General features: G+C 51.7%; 14 protein-coding genes. 9 read left to right on the forward strand and 5 right to left on the reverse strand.

Annotation, left to right across the window (positions count from 1 at the left end; translation table 11 throughout):
• The first annotated feature begins 213 nt into the window (after nt 1-213).
• Nucleotides 214-1,188, forward strand: coding sequence for a metallophosphoesterase family protein (locus tag NW212_RS10550; protein WP_258338611.1), 975 nt, complete (start codon nt 214-216; stop codon nt 1,186-1,188).
• A gap of 242 nt (nt 1,189-1,430) precedes the next feature.
• Here the strand turns inward: NW212_RS10550 and NW212_RS10555 are convergent, their stop codons facing one another.
• Entirely contained in the window at nt 1,431-2,441 is a 1,011-nt protein-coding gene (locus NW212_RS10555) for an aspartate-semialdehyde dehydrogenase (protein WP_258338612.1), read from the reverse strand.
• A gap of 174 nt (nt 2,442-2,615) precedes the next feature.
• On the opposite strand from NW212_RS10555, the gene NW212_RS10560 reads away from it, so the two are divergent.
• The 4 genes from NW212_RS10560 to NW212_RS10575 are packed head-to-tail and all read left to right on the forward strand — an operon-like array spanning nt 2,616 to nt 7,013.
• Nucleotides 2,616-4,760 (forward strand): cation:proton antiporter, encoded by a 2,145-nt coding sequence (locus tag NW212_RS10560; RefSeq protein ID WP_258338613.1) that lies wholly within the window; start codon nt 2,616-2,618, stop codon nt 4,758-4,760.
• Nucleotides 4,757-5,479 (forward strand): tRNA threonylcarbamoyladenosine dehydratase, encoded by a 723-nt coding sequence (locus NW212_RS10565; protein ID WP_258338614.1) that lies wholly within the window; start codon nt 4,757-4,759, stop codon nt 5,477-5,479. Before NW212_RS10560 ends, NW212_RS10565 begins: the two co-directional genes overlap by 4 nt.
• A 38-nt stretch (nt 5,480-5,517) precedes the next feature.
• On the forward strand, nt 5,518-6,180 hold the full coding sequence (locus NW212_RS10570) for an ABC transporter ATP-binding protein (protein WP_258338638.1): 663 nt from the start codon (nt 5,518-5,520) through the stop codon (nt 6,178-6,180).
• Entirely contained in the window at nt 6,177-7,013 is an 837-nt protein-coding gene (locus NW212_RS10575; RefSeq protein ID WP_258338615.1) for a S1 RNA-binding domain-containing protein, read from the forward strand. Before NW212_RS10570 ends, NW212_RS10575 begins: the two co-directional genes overlap by 4 nt.
• Before the next feature lie 121 nt (nt 7,014-7,134).
• Here NW212_RS10575 and NW212_RS10580 read toward each other — a convergent pair whose 3' ends face one another.
• The 3 genes from NW212_RS10580 to NW212_RS10590 form a co-directional block, all read right to left on the reverse strand.
• Nucleotides 7,135-8,010 (reverse strand): hypothetical protein, encoded by an 876-nt coding sequence (locus tag NW212_RS10580; protein ID WP_258338616.1) that lies wholly within the window; start codon nt 8,008-8,010, stop codon nt 7,135-7,137.
• A gap of 279 nt (nt 8,011-8,289) precedes the next feature.
• Nucleotides 8,290-9,288, reverse strand: a complete 999-nt coding sequence (locus NW212_RS10585) for a DUF4435 domain-containing protein (protein WP_258338617.1) — start codon at nt 9,286-9,288, stop codon at nt 8,290-8,292.
• A gap of 12 nt (nt 9,289-9,300) precedes the next feature.
• The gene (locus NW212_RS10590; protein ID WP_258338618.1) at nt 9,301-10,116 is read right to left on the reverse strand and encodes an ATP-binding protein; all 816 of its coding nucleotides are present in this window, start codon (nt 10,114-10,116) and stop codon (nt 9,301-9,303) included.
• 117 nt (nt 10,117-10,233) lie between these two features.
• Here NW212_RS10590 and NW212_RS10595 point away from each other — a divergent pair, with 117 nt between their 5' ends.
• From NW212_RS10595 to NW212_RS10610, 4 genes are all read left to right on the forward strand, one after another.
• Nucleotides 10,234-11,154 (forward strand): DMT family transporter, encoded by a 921-nt coding sequence (locus NW212_RS10595; protein WP_258338619.1) that lies wholly within the window; start codon nt 10,234-10,236, stop codon nt 11,152-11,154.
• A gap of 10 nt (nt 11,155-11,164) precedes the next feature.
• Nucleotides 11,165-13,036 (forward strand): AAA domain-containing protein, encoded by a 1,872-nt coding sequence (locus NW212_RS10600; protein ID WP_258338620.1) that lies wholly within the window; start codon nt 11,165-11,167, stop codon nt 13,034-13,036.
• Between the two features lie 465 nt (nt 13,037-13,501).
• A complete protein-coding gene (locus tag NW212_RS10605) occupies nt 13,502-13,651 on the forward strand; it encodes a hypothetical protein (RefSeq protein ID WP_258338621.1) in 150 nt (49 codons plus the stop codon).
• Between the two features lie 86 nt (nt 13,652-13,737).
• Complete coding sequence (locus tag NW212_RS10610) at nt 13,738-15,333, forward strand: aspartate:alanine exchanger family transporter (protein ID WP_258338622.1); 1,596 nt, start codon at nt 13,738-13,740, stop codon at nt 15,331-15,333.
• Here the strand turns inward: NW212_RS10610 and NW212_RS10615 are convergent.
• Complete coding sequence (locus tag NW212_RS10615) at nt 15,330-15,698, reverse strand: thioesterase family protein (RefSeq protein ID WP_258338623.1); 369 nt, start codon at nt 15,696-15,698, stop codon at nt 15,330-15,332. The genes NW212_RS10610 and NW212_RS10615 overlap by 4 nt on opposite strands.

Consider the following 15,698-nt stretch of genomic DNA (forward strand, 5'->3'; position numbering starts at 1 on the left):
TTTAAAATAATGTTCGGGCATGTGCCTTCGAGAGCAAATATACGAAATATTTGGATTCTTAGGCTTGTATCCGCCATGATTTTCATCGGAATAAAAAGGACAAAATCCGCGAAGTGTCGCACGGATGTTGTATATTTGTCATTGTGATGTAACGGGCATGAGCTACTTTTGTCCGGAAATCGTTTGATAATTCATCAAAAAACCGGTTTTATTATGAAAAATAGACTTGTTTGTTTGGTTGCCTTGTGCTGTATGGGAGGCAGCCTGTTTGCGCAGCAACTTCGTTTCGGAAGCGACGGAAAGTTCAAGATCGTGCAGTTTACAGACGTTCACTGGGTGGCCGGCAATCCGGCAAGCGAGGAGGCGTCCGTGCGCATGAATGAAGTGCTGGAGGCAGAAAAACCCGATTTTGTCATCTATACGGGCGACTTGATTTATGGACGTCCCGCAACCGAAGGGCTTGACAAGGCACTTGAGCCTGTCGTTTCGCGGAATATACCCTTTGCCGTAACATGGGGCAACCATGATGACGAGCAGGACATGACCCGAGAGCAGTTGAGCGACTACATCCAGGCGAAGCCGAATAACCTGACCGGTACGGTGGAAGGCCTTCCGGGAGTGACAAACTATATCCTTCCGGTCCGCTCTTCTGACGGGGAGAAAGATGCCGCAGTGATGTATGTACTTGACAGTCATTCGTATTCCGGGCGGAAGGATGTGAAGGGATATGACTGGATCAAGCCCGAGCAGGTGGAATGGTTCCGCAGAGAGAGCGCAGGGTATACGGACAGGAACGGAGGGAAGCCGCTGCCTGCCCTGGCATTTTTCCATATACCTCTTCCCGAATACAACCAGGCAGCTCAGGATGAAAAGGCTTTGCTGATAGGCACGCGCAAGGAAAAGGCATGTGCGCCGGCTCTCAATACGGGGCTGTTTGCAGCCATGCTGGAAGCCGGTGACGTGATGGCTACCTTTGTGGGCCATGACCATGTGAATGACTATGTGGTGAACTGGTACGGGATGCTTCTCTGCTACGGCCGCTTTACCGGAGGAAAGACAGTGTACCATGACATACCGGGAGGAAACGGTGCCCGTATCATTGAACTTACGGAAGGCGAACGCGGCTTCCGCACATGGATCCGCTTGAAGGACGGCAAGGTGATCAACGAAGTAAGCTTCCCGGAGTGACTTTTTCCCGGGCGTTATGAACCGGCAGGAACGGCGTTCGGAAAAAACGCTTTCAGGGGCAAAATCTATATCTCCAGACTAGAGATGCAAATCTCCAGACTGGAGATACATATCTTTAATGTGAAGACACATATCTCCAGCCTGGAGATAAAGAATAATTCAAGGCATATAAAACAAGCGTACCCTCTGCGGTGCTTTTGAAGTCCGTCGGCTGGCAGGCAGCCTGTCCGTTTCCGTCTGCTTTATCCGATATTTTTCACCTTGATCAGGTATTCGGCAATCTGTACGGCATTGAGTGCAGCCCCCTTCTTGATCTGGTCGCCAACGATCCAGAAAGTGAGACCGTTCTCGTCGGCCAGGTCCTTTCTGATGCGTCCCACATATACGGGATCCTTGCCTGCGAGGAACAGCGGCATGGGGTATTCCTTCTTTTCGGGATTGTCCATCAGCACCAGTCCTTCTCCGTGCGCGAAAGCCTCTCTTGCCTCCTCTACCGAAACCGGCCGTTCCGTTTCAATCCAGATGCTTTCAGAGTGCGAGCGCAGGGCCGGCACGCGTACGCAGGTTGCGCTTACCTTCACGTCGGAGTGCATGATCTTGCGCGTTTCGTTATACATTTTCATTTCTTCCTTTGTATATCCGTTGTCCGTGAACACGTCGATCTGAGGGATCAGGTTGAATGCAAGCTGGTATGCGAACTTTTCCACCTTTACCGGTTCTCCGGCCAGCACCTGGCGGTATTGTTCATACAGTTCGTCCATAGCTGCCGCTCCCGCGCCGCTGGCTGCCTGATAGGTTGACACATGCACCCGTTTGATGTGTGTCAGGTTCTCGATGGCTTTCAGTGCTACAACCATCTGGATGGTCGTGCAGTTCGGGTTGGCGATGATGTTGCGCGGACGATTCAGCGCATCCTCCGCATTCACTTCCGGAACGACCAGCGGAATGTCTTCTTCCATGCGGAATGCGCTGGAGTTGTCTATCATCACTGCGCCGTATTTGGTGATTGTTCCGGCAAATTCTTTCGATGTGCCTGCTCCCGCCGAAGCGAAAGCGATGTCTACCCCTTTGAAGTCATCGTTGTGCTGCAGAAGTTTGACTTCGATTTCTTTTCCCCGGAATGTGTATTTGCGTCCGGCACTGCGTGATGAGCCGAATAACAGCAGTTCGTCGATCGGAAAATTTCTTTCATCGAGCACCCGCAGAAACTCTTGTCCTACGGCACCGCTCGCACCTACAATTGCTACTTTCATCTTCGTATATCTGTTAAATTAGTTCCTTATTGCATCGTATATGACGGAAAGTGTGGCAAAATATCAGAGCTTTCAATCAATTCGCAAAATTACAACATTTTGGGATACAGAAGTGAAAATGCGGAACTTTTTTCGTATTTTTGTACCCAAATAGATTTAAAGTCTTCCCTTTTTATGAAAGAATTGCTCGATTTGGTTCGTTTCGATATAAGCTTGCCTGTCACTGACCCGACATGGATCTTCTTTTTGGTATTGGTAATCATACTTTTCGCGCCGATTCTGCTTGAAAGACTGCGCATTCCGCACATTATCGGGATGATACTGGCAGGTATTGTCGTTGGCGAGCATGGCTTCAATATCCTTGCGCGCGACAGCAGTTTCGAGCTTTTCGGAAAGGTGGGGCTTTATTACATCATGTTTCTGGCCGGGCTGGAGATGAACATGGAGGACTTCAAGAGCATCCGCGTGAAGGCCACGGTGCTTGGAATCCTGGCTTTTGTCATTCCGCTGGGAATAGGCATCTGGACCAATCTTTATCTGCTTGATTATGCGCTTGTAACTTCCGTGCTGCTTGCCAGCATGTATGCGTCGCACACGCTGATCGCTTATCCGATTGTAATCCGTTATGGAATCAACCGGCAGCGGGCGGTGAGCATTGCGGTGGGGGGTACGGCGGTAACCGACACGCTGACATTGCTTGTGCTTGCGGTCATTGCGGGCATGTACAAGGGAGAAACCTCTGACATGTTTCTTGTGTGGCTCGTGCTGAAAGTCGTGGTGCTGAGCGTGTTGATTATGCTGACCTTTCCGCGTATCGGGCGTTGGTTTTTCCGGCGGTACAGCGATCAGGTGGTGCAGTACATCTTCGTGATGGCGATGATGTTTCTGGGCGCTGCTCTGATGGAGCTTATCGGGATGGAAGGCATTTTGGGCGCTTTTCTTGTAGGACTGGTTCTGAACCGGCTTATCCCTCATGTTTCTCCGCTGATGAGCCATCTGGAGTTTGTGGGGAACGCCTTGTTCATTCCTTATTTTCTGATAGGTGTCGGAATGCTTATCAATGTAAACATTCTGTTCGGGCATTTCGATTCTATCAAGGTGGCTTCAGTGATGATTGTTGTGGCTTTGACAGGCAAGTGGATCGCTTCATGGCTCACACAGAAGATCTATCGGATGCGGGCGGTGGAGCGCGAACTGATGTTCGGGCTGAGCAATGCACAGGCTGCGGCTACGCTGGCGGCTGTACTGGTGGGATATAATATCGTTCTTCCCGGCGGAGAGCGTCTGTTGAACGAAGATGTGCTGAACGGAACCATTCTGCTGATTCTGGTCACTTGCGTAGTAAGTTCGTTCATGACGGAACATGCTGCCAAGCGGATTGTGATGGATGACGTGGAGGTGGACGAGGATAAAGAAAACGACAAGGAATGCATCCTGATCCCGGTTGCGAACCCTGACACGCTGGAAAGCCTGATGCAGTTGGCGCTGGTGGTCCGTAACGAAAAAATGGACGGCAACCTTGTGGCGTTGAATGTGATTAACGACAACAACGATTCCGTGCGTCTGGAAATGAAAGGAAAAAGAAGCCTGGAGCGTGCGGGACAGATAGCTGCATCGGCCAATATTTCGCTGAGGGCGCTGAGCCGTTTCGACCTGAATATTGCGACGGGCATTCTGCATACAGCCAAGGAAGTGGATGCCACAAGCATTATCATCGGACTGCATCACAAGGCGAGCATCGTCGACTCTTTCTTTGGAAACCTCACGGAGGACTTGCTCAAGAATACTTACCGTCAGGTGATGATCGCGCGCTTTCTGATGCCGGTCAATACCTTGCGCCGCATCATTGTTGCAGTGCCTCCCAAGTCGGAGTTTGAGCATGGCTTTGTCAAATGGATCACCCATCTCTGCCGCATGAGTTCCCAGTTGGGATGCCGTTTGCACTTTTTCGCTCATCCGCAGACGTTGGGCTACCTGAAAGGGTATATACAGAAGAAGCACAAGGATGTGCTGACAGAATATCAGGAACTGGAAGACTGGGATGACCTGCTGATTATTACCGGACAGGTGAACTTCGACCATTTGCTGGTGATTGTCAGCGCACGCCGGGGATCGATCTCTTATGATTCGGCGTTCGAGCGTCTGCCCATGCAGGTGTCCAGGTATTTCAACAATTGCAGCATCATGCTGCTTTATCCGGATCAGAAGGGTGACCCCAATGAGGCTTTGTCGTTTGCCGACCCGCGCGGCTGGGCCGAAACGCAATATTATGATAAGGTGGGAAACTGGTTCTATAAATGGTTTAAGAAAGATTCATGAGTGAAATGAGAGATGAATGGCAGCAGCGCACCGAACTGCTGCTGGGTGAGGAAAAGATGGAGAGGCTGCGCAAGGCGCATGTGCTGGTGGTCGGTGTGGGAGGCGTGGGCGCTTATGCCGCCGAAATGCTTTGCCGTGCCGGAGTGGGAAAGATGACGATTGTGGATGCCGATACGGTGCAGCCGAGCAACATGAACCGCCAGCTTCCGGCTCTCCGTTCGGCTTTGGGCCGTTTCAAGGTTGATGTGCTGGCCGAGCGTTTCAGGGATATCAATCCGGAACTGGAGTTGCATGTGATGCCGGTTTATCTGAAAGATGAGGCGATACCCGAACTGCTGGACAGTGCAGCGTTTGATTTCATCGTAGATGCGATAGATACTGTAGCTCCCAAATGTTTTCTGATTTATCATGCGTTGAAGCGCAGGATGAAGATCGTCAGCAGCATGGGAGCGGGAGCTAAAAAAGACATTACTCAGATCCGGTTCGCTGATCTGTGGGATACATACCACTGCGGATTGAGCAAGGCGGTGAGAAAGCGTCTGCAGAAGATGGGAATGAAGCGGAAGCTTCCGGTTGTCTTCAGTACGGAGCAGGCCGACCCGGAAGCTGTGGTGCTGGTAGAAGGAGAGGCCAACAAGAAATCTACCGTAGGCACTATAAGCTATATGCCGGCTGTATTCGGATGTTATTTGGCCGAATATGTGATTGGAAAATTGTAGCTGGCATGAAGTTATCAAGAATAAAGACAGATTAAATGATGATAGAACTGGAAGGTATAACAAAAAGCTTCGGTTCCTTGCAGGTGCTGAAAGGAATCGATCTGACAATCGCCAAAGGAGAGATTGTGAGCATTGTCGGACCCAGCGGAGCCGGAAAAACAACGCTTCTGCAAATCATGGGAACCCTTGACAGACCTGATTCGGGGCGTGTCGTGCTGAACGGAACCGAGGTGAACCGTCTGAATGAGAAAGCTCTTTCAGCGTTCCGGAACAAGGAAATCGGTTTTGTGTTTCAGTTTCACCAGCTTTTGCCTGAGTTTACAGCGCTTGAGAACGTTGCGATACCTGCTCTGATACGAGGGGAGTCGGCAGGGAACGCTCGCCGGAAGGCTATGGAAATGCTGGAGCTGATGGGCCTGCAGGATCGTGCTTCGCACAAGCCGGCCGAATTGTCGGGGGGAGAGAAGCAGCGCGTTGCGGTTGCACGCGCTTTGGTGAACCGTCCTTCGGCGGTGTTGGCGGATGAGCCTTCGGGAAGCCTCGACACGCAGAACAAGGAAGAACTGCATCGTCTGTTCTTTGATTTGCGTGACCGGCTGGGGCAGACTTTTGTTATCGTGACCCATGACGAAGGGCTGGCTTCAAAGACAGACAGAACAATACATATCATTGACGGAAAAATTAAAAAAGAAGAATTATGAGTCATATAAAATTAGGACGATACAATCAGTTGGAGATAGTTAAGGAAGTGGATTTTGGTGTATATCTTGACGGAGATGAAGACGGAGAGATTCTGCTTCCGTTGAAGTATGTGCCTGAAGGAAGTGCTCCCGGCGACATATTGAACGTGTTTATTTACCTTGATATGGAAGAGCGGCTGGTGGCTACTACGCAGCAGCCCTATGCGCAGGTAGGCGACTTCGCATGCCTGGAGGTGGCGTGGGTGAATGAGTATGGCGCCTTTCTCGACTGGGGACTGATGAAAGATCTGTTCGTGCCTTTCCGCGAGCAGAAAGTCAAGATGCAGAAAGGACGCCGCTATGTGGTGTATGTGGATCTTGATGAGGAGAGTTACCGTATCATGGGCTCTGCAAGGGTGGAGCGTTATCTCTCGCGCGAACGGGCAGACTACTTGCCGGGCGACGAGGTGGAAGTGATGGTATGGCAGCGCACTGATTTGGGTTATAAGGTGATTGTGGACAATAAGTTTGGAGGCATGCTGTACCATAATGAGATTTTCCAGCAGCTGGCAACAGGCATGAAGCTTCCTGCGTTTGTGAAGCAGGTACGCCCTGACGGCAAGATTGATCTGGAATTGCAGCAGGCGGGTTTCCGCAAGGTTGATGATTTTGCGGAAGTGCTTCTGCAGTTTATCAAGGATAAGGGCGGACGTACTTCAATCAATGACAAAACGGACGCCGAAACGATTTATGATACTTTTGGCGTAAGCAAGAAAACATTCAAGAAAGCCGTAGGCGAACTCTATAAGAAACGCCTGATCGTGCTTGAAGATGGCGGCATCCGTTTGGCCTGAAGTCTGCATTTGGACAAGTTGAAACGCTGAAACGCAAAGTCACAGAGATTGCATGTTGAAGTCTGGCTGCATGAACTTCAGAATCCTGTGACTTTGCGTTTGGTATTTCTGCCCGCGCACTTTATAGTCTTTTCGCTTCGTTCCGGCGTGCCTGTTGTGCCGACCGGTTCTGCCGCTTGCCGCCATGCCGGTTGTCTGTTCTCGGTTTTCTTTGAGTGTCCGGCCTGTCGGGGCGTGAAATGTTCGGTCTGCCCGGTTTGGCTTCCGGCCTGTTTGCGTGCGGCTTCTGGGGTCTTGCCGTACCGGGGCGGTCGGTCTGATTTCCCGGATGTCGGTTGGACGGAGTAAAATGGAATCCCGGATTTTTCTGCGGAGGCGTGTGCGGCCTTCCCGGAGCAGGTCTTTCCGGCCTTATTCCCGGCCTTCCGAAGTCACGGTGCGGGGCATGGGGACGTGCAGGCCTTGCATGTGCATATACGGGATGGTGATAGCGCACAGGGTAAATGTGCTGGTAATAACTTCTTCCGCCGAAATGCGAACGGCAGTGTCCGCCCCGGTAGGTCAGATAATGCCTGGGAGGTCTGTAATAAAAATGATTCCGGTTCGGGTATACCTTATATATACGCAGGTAACATACGTTGTTCAAGGTGTAGACCGGGTGGAAAAAATAGTCGAGCGCGATGAAACGTGCATATTCCGCATTTGAAAGGACCCAGCGCAGGTCGTCGTTGCGTATGTCAAGGTAGCGGTAATAGAGGTCGATGGCTGTTGCATCGGCTGCTGCTATCCGTGCGATGTACGGATTGATTCCGGTGAAGAAATCATAGTTGATCTCATACAGGTCGTTGTATTGGTCTGTACTCAGGTGCAGTTCAAACGCCATACGGTCGGTAAGAAAGCGGGCATTTACGCGTATGTCGCCGAATACGCTTGCGGATGCCGGCAGAATGCTCAGGCAGGCCGTCAGGACAGTAAACATTAAGGTTCTTGCTTTCATGGCTTCATCTGTTTGGTTTCTGATACAAAAGTATGCAGAGAAAAATCTCCTTGCAAGATGATTTCCCCTATTTGTTCATAGGGAGTTCCCTATGCCGCAGGGGAGTTTTCAGAAAAGCGGGCGCATGGTTTGCAAGCCTCTCTGCAATCCGGAACGGAGCGAAAAGCGCAAAAGGGCAGGCATAAGGCGCTGGCTTCCGGTCAGATGGCATCCCTGTTTTGTGCCTTTGCGTTTATGTCTGTTTTCAGGCTGCGGTTGCTTGGCTTCTGCGTATCTGTCCTATTTGATGATTTTCAGAAACTTCTCGATGTCTTTTCTGATCATCTGATAGAGCGGCGAGCTTGTATAGTTTGTGTTGCGGTGAATCACTTGTTCCACATTGACCTGGCAGCGTTCGTAGTTGGTGAGTTCATTCTGCAGCTGCATGCTGTGCAGGGCGAGGCTGTGGATTTGCTGCTCCCTTTCTCTGCGCAAGATGGTGCAGACAGGGATGAGCAGCCGCATCACTACATTGTCCATGATGTGGTGTCCCTGTATGAACATGTATGTGTTATTCGGATGCACTCCCAGCTCTTTCAGTTCGGTTTTCATGGACTCTATTTCCGGAATGGCATTCCTGTGCTTGTGTTCCAGGTCGCGCAGTTTGCGCTTCACCTTCCTTTCCATAGCCTCCAGCGACCATTCCGGGTGGTATGTGTTTACATGGTCCAGCTTTACATACGAGCAGAAGTCCATCAGCGAAAATTCAGAGAGAATATGGTGGCGGTAGAACCAGATGGACCAGATGAAAAGCGGATAGGCGATTTGTGAATACTGCTTCATGAACTCCGGAAAGTCGACCAGCTTATGGTCGTTCAGCGTAGCCATGACGCATACGTCATGCAGTCCTTCTGCATAGCAATGGTAGTTTTCGATTGCATACGCATACGTCTGCATGACATAAGGACATTTCAGCATATAGCGCGAGGTGTTGGTGCATCCTTGCAGCAGATAGTCATAGTCACTGTCTACGCAGGCGATCATGTTCTCGCCGAGCTGGTTTCCGAGCTGGTTCATCAATACCGTTTTCTTGCCTTTGGCCAGTGATGTCCGCGAGGGGAGCATCACCTCAAAATAGCGGCTGTCGTTTTCATACTCCGAAAGCAATGTCCGCCAGAACGAAATGTCATCGTAGCTTTCCACATAGGCAACTATCTTTCTTCTTGCATGTTTCGGTTTCAGTTTGTTTGCCGCGCCAACGTACAGGGAAGAAAGGTTTTCGGTGAGTCTTTTTCCCATAATCCTAAAGTTTTAGTGAGTGGTTATGTCGCTGACTTCCGTTACCGCATCAATCCATCCGTTCATGATGAGAGCCGGAGAGTGTGTGGTGAGGATGATCTGCACGTGCGGATTCAGGCTCCGGATGAGGGAGATGAGGCGCTGCTGCCATTCGACGTGGAGCGAGATTTCCGGTTCGTCCATGAAGAGCGCATACGACTGGTTGTCCTGTACCAGCACGGTGAGCAGAATGACAAGCATCTGTTTTTCGCCTGACGAGAGCTGGTAGGGGGTAAGCGTGTCCCCGTCCTGCTCAAACAGGATTTCGTTGCTCTTGCGGATAATCTTTTTTCCGGTTTCGCTGAACAGGTCGTCAATCAGATTCTGAAAACTGGTTTTGGGCCGTGACACTTCGGAAGCGTCTTCGGGCTTTCCTCCGGTGAGCAGTTCGATGATGCGGTTTCCGATGTTCACCTGATAGTCGAGGTAGCGGCGTTGGAGCTGGTAAAGCTGCCAGTCAAGCTCTGTTTTCACTTTCTGGTTTCCGATTTTTCCGAGAAGTTCCGAGTTGAGCAGCGGGCGGTCGAAGCTTCTGATGACATCGAAATGAATGTAAGTGGCGTCTTCCGGAGAAAACACGAAAGAAACTCCCGGCTGCACGCCGTTTTTCAGCGCGCCTCCTTCCAGCATGGTCAGGCTGGTCACCGAATTGTTCAATATGGTACTCTTTCCTATTCCGTTTACCCCGCTCAAGATGTTTACGTCAGGGCGCAGTTCCCACGATATGTTCTTGCGTCCCCACAGGCCCTTTATCTCGATGCGTTTGATATAGTCTGCCTTTTTTTTCATGGCTGTAACAAATTGAAGATTGTTTCTAACAAATGTAGAAAATTTTGCGGAATAAATCAATCCGTATCATTCTTTTTTCAGAATCATGCTAACTTTGCGGAAAAATAGGAATGTATTATGAATGCAAAGGACATAAAGGCACATCTGGCTTTGCTGGGAGCGGCCAGTATGTGGGGACTGATGTCGCCGGTGGGAAAAGCGGCGATGGAGGCAGGCGTTTCGGGACTTAGTCTGGCGAACATGCGCATGATCGGGGCAGCCTGCTGTTTCTGGATTACCTCGTTGTTTGTGAAGCAGGAGAAAGTGAACCATCACGACCTGCTGATGCTTTTTTTCGCTTCCCTGCTGGGCATCGTATGCAATCAGGGATGCTTCACTTTCGGGCTTTCGCTTACGTCGCCGGTCGACGCTTCCATTGTGACCACTACCATGCCTATTGTGACCATGATTCTGGCCGCCTTGTTTCTGAAAGAGCCGGTCACTCCGAAAAAGGTTACGGGCATCTTTCTTGGCTCGGTCGGGGCGCTGGTGCTGATTATGAGCAATCAGGGAGGAGGAGAGAAGGAAGGCAGTATCCTGGGCGACGCGCTCTGTGTGACGGCTCAGGTGAGCTTTGCCTGCTACCTGACGATTTTCAAGAAACTGATAGCCCGTTACAATGTGATTACCCTGATGAAATGGATGTTCACGTATGCTGCCATCTGCTTCATCCCGTTTTCGTACAATGACTTTTCTTCCACAGACTGGGCTGCATTCCCGATGGAAGTGTGGCTGGAAGTGGGCTATGTGGTGCTATTCGGTACCTATGTGGCGTATATTCTGATGCTTGTGGGGCAGAAGACGCTACGGCCTACGGTGGTGAGCATGTACAATTATATGCAGCCGGTGGTGGGCAGCAGCGTTGCGGTGCTTGCAGGCATGGCAAGTTTCGGATGGGTGAAAGGTATAGCCGCTGTGCTGATATTTACCGGCGTTTATGTGGTGACCCAGAGCAAGTCGCGTGCGCAGATGCTGGCGGAACGGAATGAGAACAGATAACAGGACGCGTATGGCAGAATCTCCTGTATTATACCTTCAGCGCCAGTACGAACTGCTGAAAATGGAATACGAATACGAAAAAGAGCAGTTCAGGCAGCAGACCGAAGTGATGGGCATCGGACGCAAGATCAAACGCGGGATGTGCTGGTATCCGTTGAATGTCGGGCGGAGCTATTACAACGCTTTGAACCAGCTTGTGGTTGAGGTGGAGAGAAGGGAGGACAAGGATATAGAGCATGTGTTTGAATACGGGAAGCCGGTGTGTTTCTTCACGCAGGACTTCAGCGGAAAGATCACTTACCTGAACTTCGTGGCCACGGTGAGCTATGTCGATGAAGACCGCATGGTTGTGGCACTTCCCAATGCCGATGCCCTGCTGGCGGTTCAGGGCAAGGAAGTGCTGGGGGTGCAGCTGTATTTTGACGAAACCAGCTACAGGCTGATGTTCGAGGCTCTGAAGCGGGTGATTGCTGCAAAAAACAACCGTCTGGCTGAACTGAGAGATATTTTCCACGGCCAGCGGCCTGCTTCTTCCTTTTCTTTCCAGCCGGTCCGTTTTCCGTGGCTCAACCGCACGCAGGAAGAGGCGGTGAACAAAGTGCTTCACGCCAAGGATGTGGCCATCGTGCATGGCCCTCCCGGAACGGGAAAGACCACGACGATGGTAGAAGCTGTTTACGAAACCCTGCACCGGGAAAATCAGGTGCTGGTGTGCGCGCAGAGCAATATGGCCGTCGACTGGATCAGCGAGAAGCTGGTCGACCGGGGAGTGAGCGTGCTCCGTATCGGAAATCCCAGCCGTGTGAACGACAAGATGCTTTCGTTCACCTATGAGCGGCGTTTCGAGTCGCATCCCGACTACCCCCAGCTTTGGAGCATCCGCAAAGCCGTCAGGGAACTTTACGGGCGTTTGCGGAAGGCTTCCGACCGGGAATCGGTGCGCACCAAGATCAATTCGCTGAAAGACCGGGCTACGGATCTGGAAATCCGTATCAACGAATCGCTATTCAGCGAGGCGCGGGTCATTGCCTGCACGCTGGCCGGAAGCGCGAACCGGGTGCTTGTGGGGCAGAAATACGGCACCGTGTTCATTGACGAGGCTGCCCAGGCTCTCGAGCCTGCCTGCTGGATAGCCATCGGCAAGGCCGACCGGGTGATATTGGCCGGCGACCATTGCCAGCTTCCGCCCACCGTGAAGTGCATGGAGGCCTTGCGGCAGGGCTTGGGCGATACGCTGATGCAGGTTGTGGTGAAGAACAAGCCGGAAGTGGTTTCACTGCTGAAAGTGCAGTATCGGATGAATGACGCCATCATGCGCTTTTCTTCCGAATGGTTTTACGGAGGCATGCTCCAGTCGGCTCCGGATGTCAGATACCGCAGCATTCTTGATTTTGACACGCCTATCGAGTGGGTGAACACCGAAGGAATGGATTGCAACGAAGAGTTTGTGGGCGAGAGCTACGGACGCATCAACAAGGCCGAAGCGGAACTGTCGGTAGCCCAGCTGAAAGGATACATTTCCAAGATAGGCCGCGGGCGTTTCCTGGAAGAGCGGATCGACGTAGGGCTGATATCTCCCTACAAGGCGCAGGTGCAGTATCTGCGCCAGCTGCTGAAGAAAGACTGTTTCTTCAAGCCTTACCGCCCGCTGATTACGGTGAATACCGTCGACGGGTTTCAGGGGCAGGAGCGTGACGTGATCATCATCAGCCTGGTACGTGCCAACGAGGAGGGCCAGATCGGATTTCTCAATGACCTTCGCCGGATGAACGTGGCGATTACACGAGCCCGTATGAAACTGATTATTTTGGGGGACGCTTCCACGCTTACCCGGCATCCGTTCTACCGCCGGCTGTATGAATACATCGGCACGCTGGAGTAAGCGGCTTTCCGGCTTTTGGGCGTGAGGTGCCCAAGAGCCTTGTCTGTTGCGGATCAGATTTTTGTCTTTCTGTCGCGTAATTTGCGCTCAGCCTTTCAAAATGCGAGGAAAATGGCTTTTTGTCTGATTGCGGACAGATGGAAATCCGCGCATCCGGAGGCGTTTTCTTTGACGGGTTCAGCTCATCTGCCCGGCTGGAAAGCGTTTAAAAGGGAGATGAGGGAGGAAAAGAGATGAAAATTCGTTGGAAAAAGTTGAAAAAAGACGGGCAATTTTGAATGAAATGACCCGTCATTCCCGGCAAGATGACCGCTCATTCCGCTTAAAATGTTTCGTCATTCTTTCCGGATCAGGATTTCGGGCCTTGTTTTTGTCCGGATTGTCCGGCATTCTTTCTTTCTCCGGATTGTTGCCGTGCCTGGTGTAAAGGCGTTTCCCTGCGCAAAAGGATGCAAATCCGTTGATATGGAAACAAATTGGATGCAGTCCGGCCTTTTTGCAGACAATGTGAGCGGAGAGCGGCGCGTGAGAATCCGTTTTTACGGAAGTGCGTCCGGATGGAGGCTGGAATGGCGGATTCTCAAAGGTCTGAAATGTCATTTTGTCAGCGTGTAAGGCGAACAATCAGGTGGCGGAATTTGTTTGAATAAGGGGTGAATGGTTATATTTGCGCTGTTTGTATTTGTTTAAAGATAATTTTTATGCTGACAGATTTGCTTCAAAACTCTTATTTTTCGGTATTTTTAATCGTTGCGCTCGGTTTTGTGCTGGGGAGAATCAAAATCAAAGGCTTGTCGCTCGATGTTTCTGCCGTGATTTTCATTGCGCTGGCATTCGGGCATTGGGGGGTGACTATCCCTAAGGAGCTGGGAAATTTCGGACTGGTGCTGTTTATCTTTACCATCGGCATACAGGCGGGACCCGGATTCTTCCATTCGTTCAAGAGCAAGGGGAAAACATTGATTCTGATTACGTTGCTGATTGTAGCCTCTGCCTGTCTGACGGGGCTTGGGGCGAAGTTTCTGTTTGATGTGGACGGGCCGAGCATTGTAGGACTGATTGCGGGAGCGTTGACCAGTACGCCGGGACTTGCCGTCGCTATCGACAGCACGCATTCGCCTTTGGCCTCCATAGCCTACGGTATTGCTTATCCGTTTGGCGTGATCGGTGTCATTCTGTTTGTCAAGCTCCTTCCCAAGCTGTTTGGCGTAGATCTGAAGGAAGAGGCGCACCGGCTTGAAAGAGAACGCCGGAGCCAGTTTCCGGAATTGGCGACAAAGCTTTTCAAGGTTACCAACCCGTCGGTTGCGGGGCGTACGCTTGCGCAACTGAATATCCGTGCGGTCACGGGTGCCGTGGTGTCGCGTTTGAAGAAGAACGGAGAAGTGCTGATGCCTTCTGCACACACGGTGCTCGAAGAAGGGGATAGCGTGCAGGCCGTGGGAAGCGAAGAGGCCCTGAACAACCTGGAATCCCTGCTTGGAGTCAGGGAAGAGGGCGAACTGCCGCTGGAGCAGAATCAGGGGATCGAATCGCTTCTCCTTACGCGGAAAGAGGTGATAAACAAGCAGTTGGGCGGACTGAACCTGCAGAAGAACTTTGGATGTACGGTGACTTCCATCCGCCGGAGCGGAATCGACATCGCTCCCTCTCCCGAGCTGTCGCTGAAGTTTGGCGACAAGCTGACGGTGGTGGGCGAACAGAAAGGCATCCGGGCTGCGGCGCGCCTGTTCGGCAATGACGCGAAGAGGCTTTCCGATACAGACTTTTTCCCGATAGCGATGGGTATCGTGCTGGGCGTGCTGTTCGGCAGGCTGAACATTTCGTTCGGTTCAGGTTTTTCATTCTCTCCGGGACTTACGGGAGGAGTTCTGATGATGGCGCTGTTTTTGAGCGCGATAGGGAAGACCGGCCCGATTCTGTGGTCGATGTCGGCTTCTTCCAACCAGCTGCTCCGCCAGCTCGGTCTGCTGCTTTTTCTTGCCGAAGTGGGAACCTCGGCCGGAAAGACGCTGGTAGCCACGTTTCAGGAGAGCGGATTTCTGCTGTTCGGCCTGGGTGCGGTGGTAACGGTGGTGCCTATGCTGCTGGCGGCGCTGGTAGGCCGTTTTGTGTTCAGAATCAGTATGCTTGACCTGCTGGGTACCATCACGGGAGGCATGACCAGCACACCCGGACTTGCCGCCGCCGATTCGATGACCGACAGCAACATTCCCGGCGTGGCGTACGCTACGGTTTATCCCATAGCGATGGTCTTTCTGATTCTGTTTATCCAGCTGATTGCGATGGTGGTTTAAAGCTTGCTTAAAAACCGCTGGCGGTCAACAATGTAGCGGATATGGGTAGCTTCGCCCACGGTTCCTTTCGAGTCGTGGGCGGTGATGCTGAATGTGAGCTTCCGCCCGTCAACCTCCTCGAGCGTGGCCGTGGCGGTTATTTCTTCTCCTATGGCTGAGGGCTTGAGGTGAGTAGTCTGTATCATGGCGCCTACCGTGGAAGAACCTTCGGAAAGATGTTCTTTCACGGCATTCATGGCCGCATTTTCCATGAGTGCCACCAGTGCCGGGGTTGCGAATACTTCCATGTCGCCCGATCCCATCGCGCGTGCGGTGTTAGAATCGTCTACGGTTGTTTTGCTTGTGTAAGTCAGTCCTTTTTCCAT

The organism is Bacteroides sp. ET225, from assembly GCF_024733745.1.
Classification (GTDB): domain Bacteria; phylum Bacteroidota; class Bacteroidia; order Bacteroidales; family Bacteroidaceae; genus Phocaeicola; species Phocaeicola excrementipullorum.

Bases quoted from the DNA above. Each gene is read 5' to 3' on its own strand.
- NW212_RS10550 (WP_258338611.1), top strand. From the start codon at position 214: ATGAAAAATAGACTTGTTTGTTTGGTTGCCTTGTGCTGTATGGGAGGC.
- NW212_RS10555 (WP_258338612.1), bottom strand. From the start codon at position 2,441: ATGAAAGTAGCAATTGTAGGTGCGAGCGGTGCCGTAGGACAAGAGTTT.
- NW212_RS10560 (WP_258338613.1), top strand. From the start codon at position 2,616: ATGAAAGAATTGCTCGATTTGGTTCGTTTCGATATAAGCTTGCCTGTC.
- NW212_RS10565 (WP_258338614.1), top strand. From the start codon at position 4,757: ATGAGTGAAATGAGAGATGAATGGCAGCAGCGCACCGAACTGCTGCTG.
- NW212_RS10570 (WP_258338638.1), top strand. From the start codon at position 5,518: ATGATAGAACTGGAAGGTATAACAAAAAGCTTCGGTTCCTTGCAGGTG.
- NW212_RS10575 (WP_258338615.1), top strand. From the start codon at position 6,177: ATGAGTCATATAAAATTAGGACGATACAATCAGTTGGAGATAGTTAAG.
- NW212_RS10580 (WP_258338616.1), bottom strand. From the start codon at position 8,010: ATGAAAGCAAGAACCTTAATGTTTACTGTCCTGACGGCCTGCCTGAGC.
- NW212_RS10585 (WP_258338617.1), bottom strand. From the start codon at position 9,288: ATGGGAAAAAGACTCACCGAAAACCTTTCTTCCCTGTACGTTGGCGCG.
- NW212_RS10590 (WP_258338618.1), bottom strand. From the start codon at position 10,116: ATGAAAAAAAAGGCAGACTATATCAAACGCATCGAGATAAAGGGCCTG.
- NW212_RS10595 (WP_258338619.1), top strand. From the start codon at position 10,234: ATGAATGCAAAGGACATAAAGGCACATCTGGCTTTGCTGGGAGCGGCC.
- NW212_RS10600 (WP_258338620.1), top strand. From the start codon at position 11,165: ATGGCAGAATCTCCTGTATTATACCTTCAGCGCCAGTACGAACTGCTG.
- NW212_RS10605 (WP_258338621.1), top strand. From the start codon at position 13,502: ATGGAAACAAATTGGATGCAGTCCGGCCTTTTTGCAGACAATGTGAGC.
- NW212_RS10610 (WP_258338622.1), top strand. From the start codon at position 13,738: ATGCTGACAGATTTGCTTCAAAACTCTTATTTTTCGGTATTTTTAATC.
- NW212_RS10615 (WP_258338623.1), bottom strand. From the start codon at position 15,698: ATGGAAAAAGGACTGACTTACACAAGCAAAACAACCGTAGACGATTCT.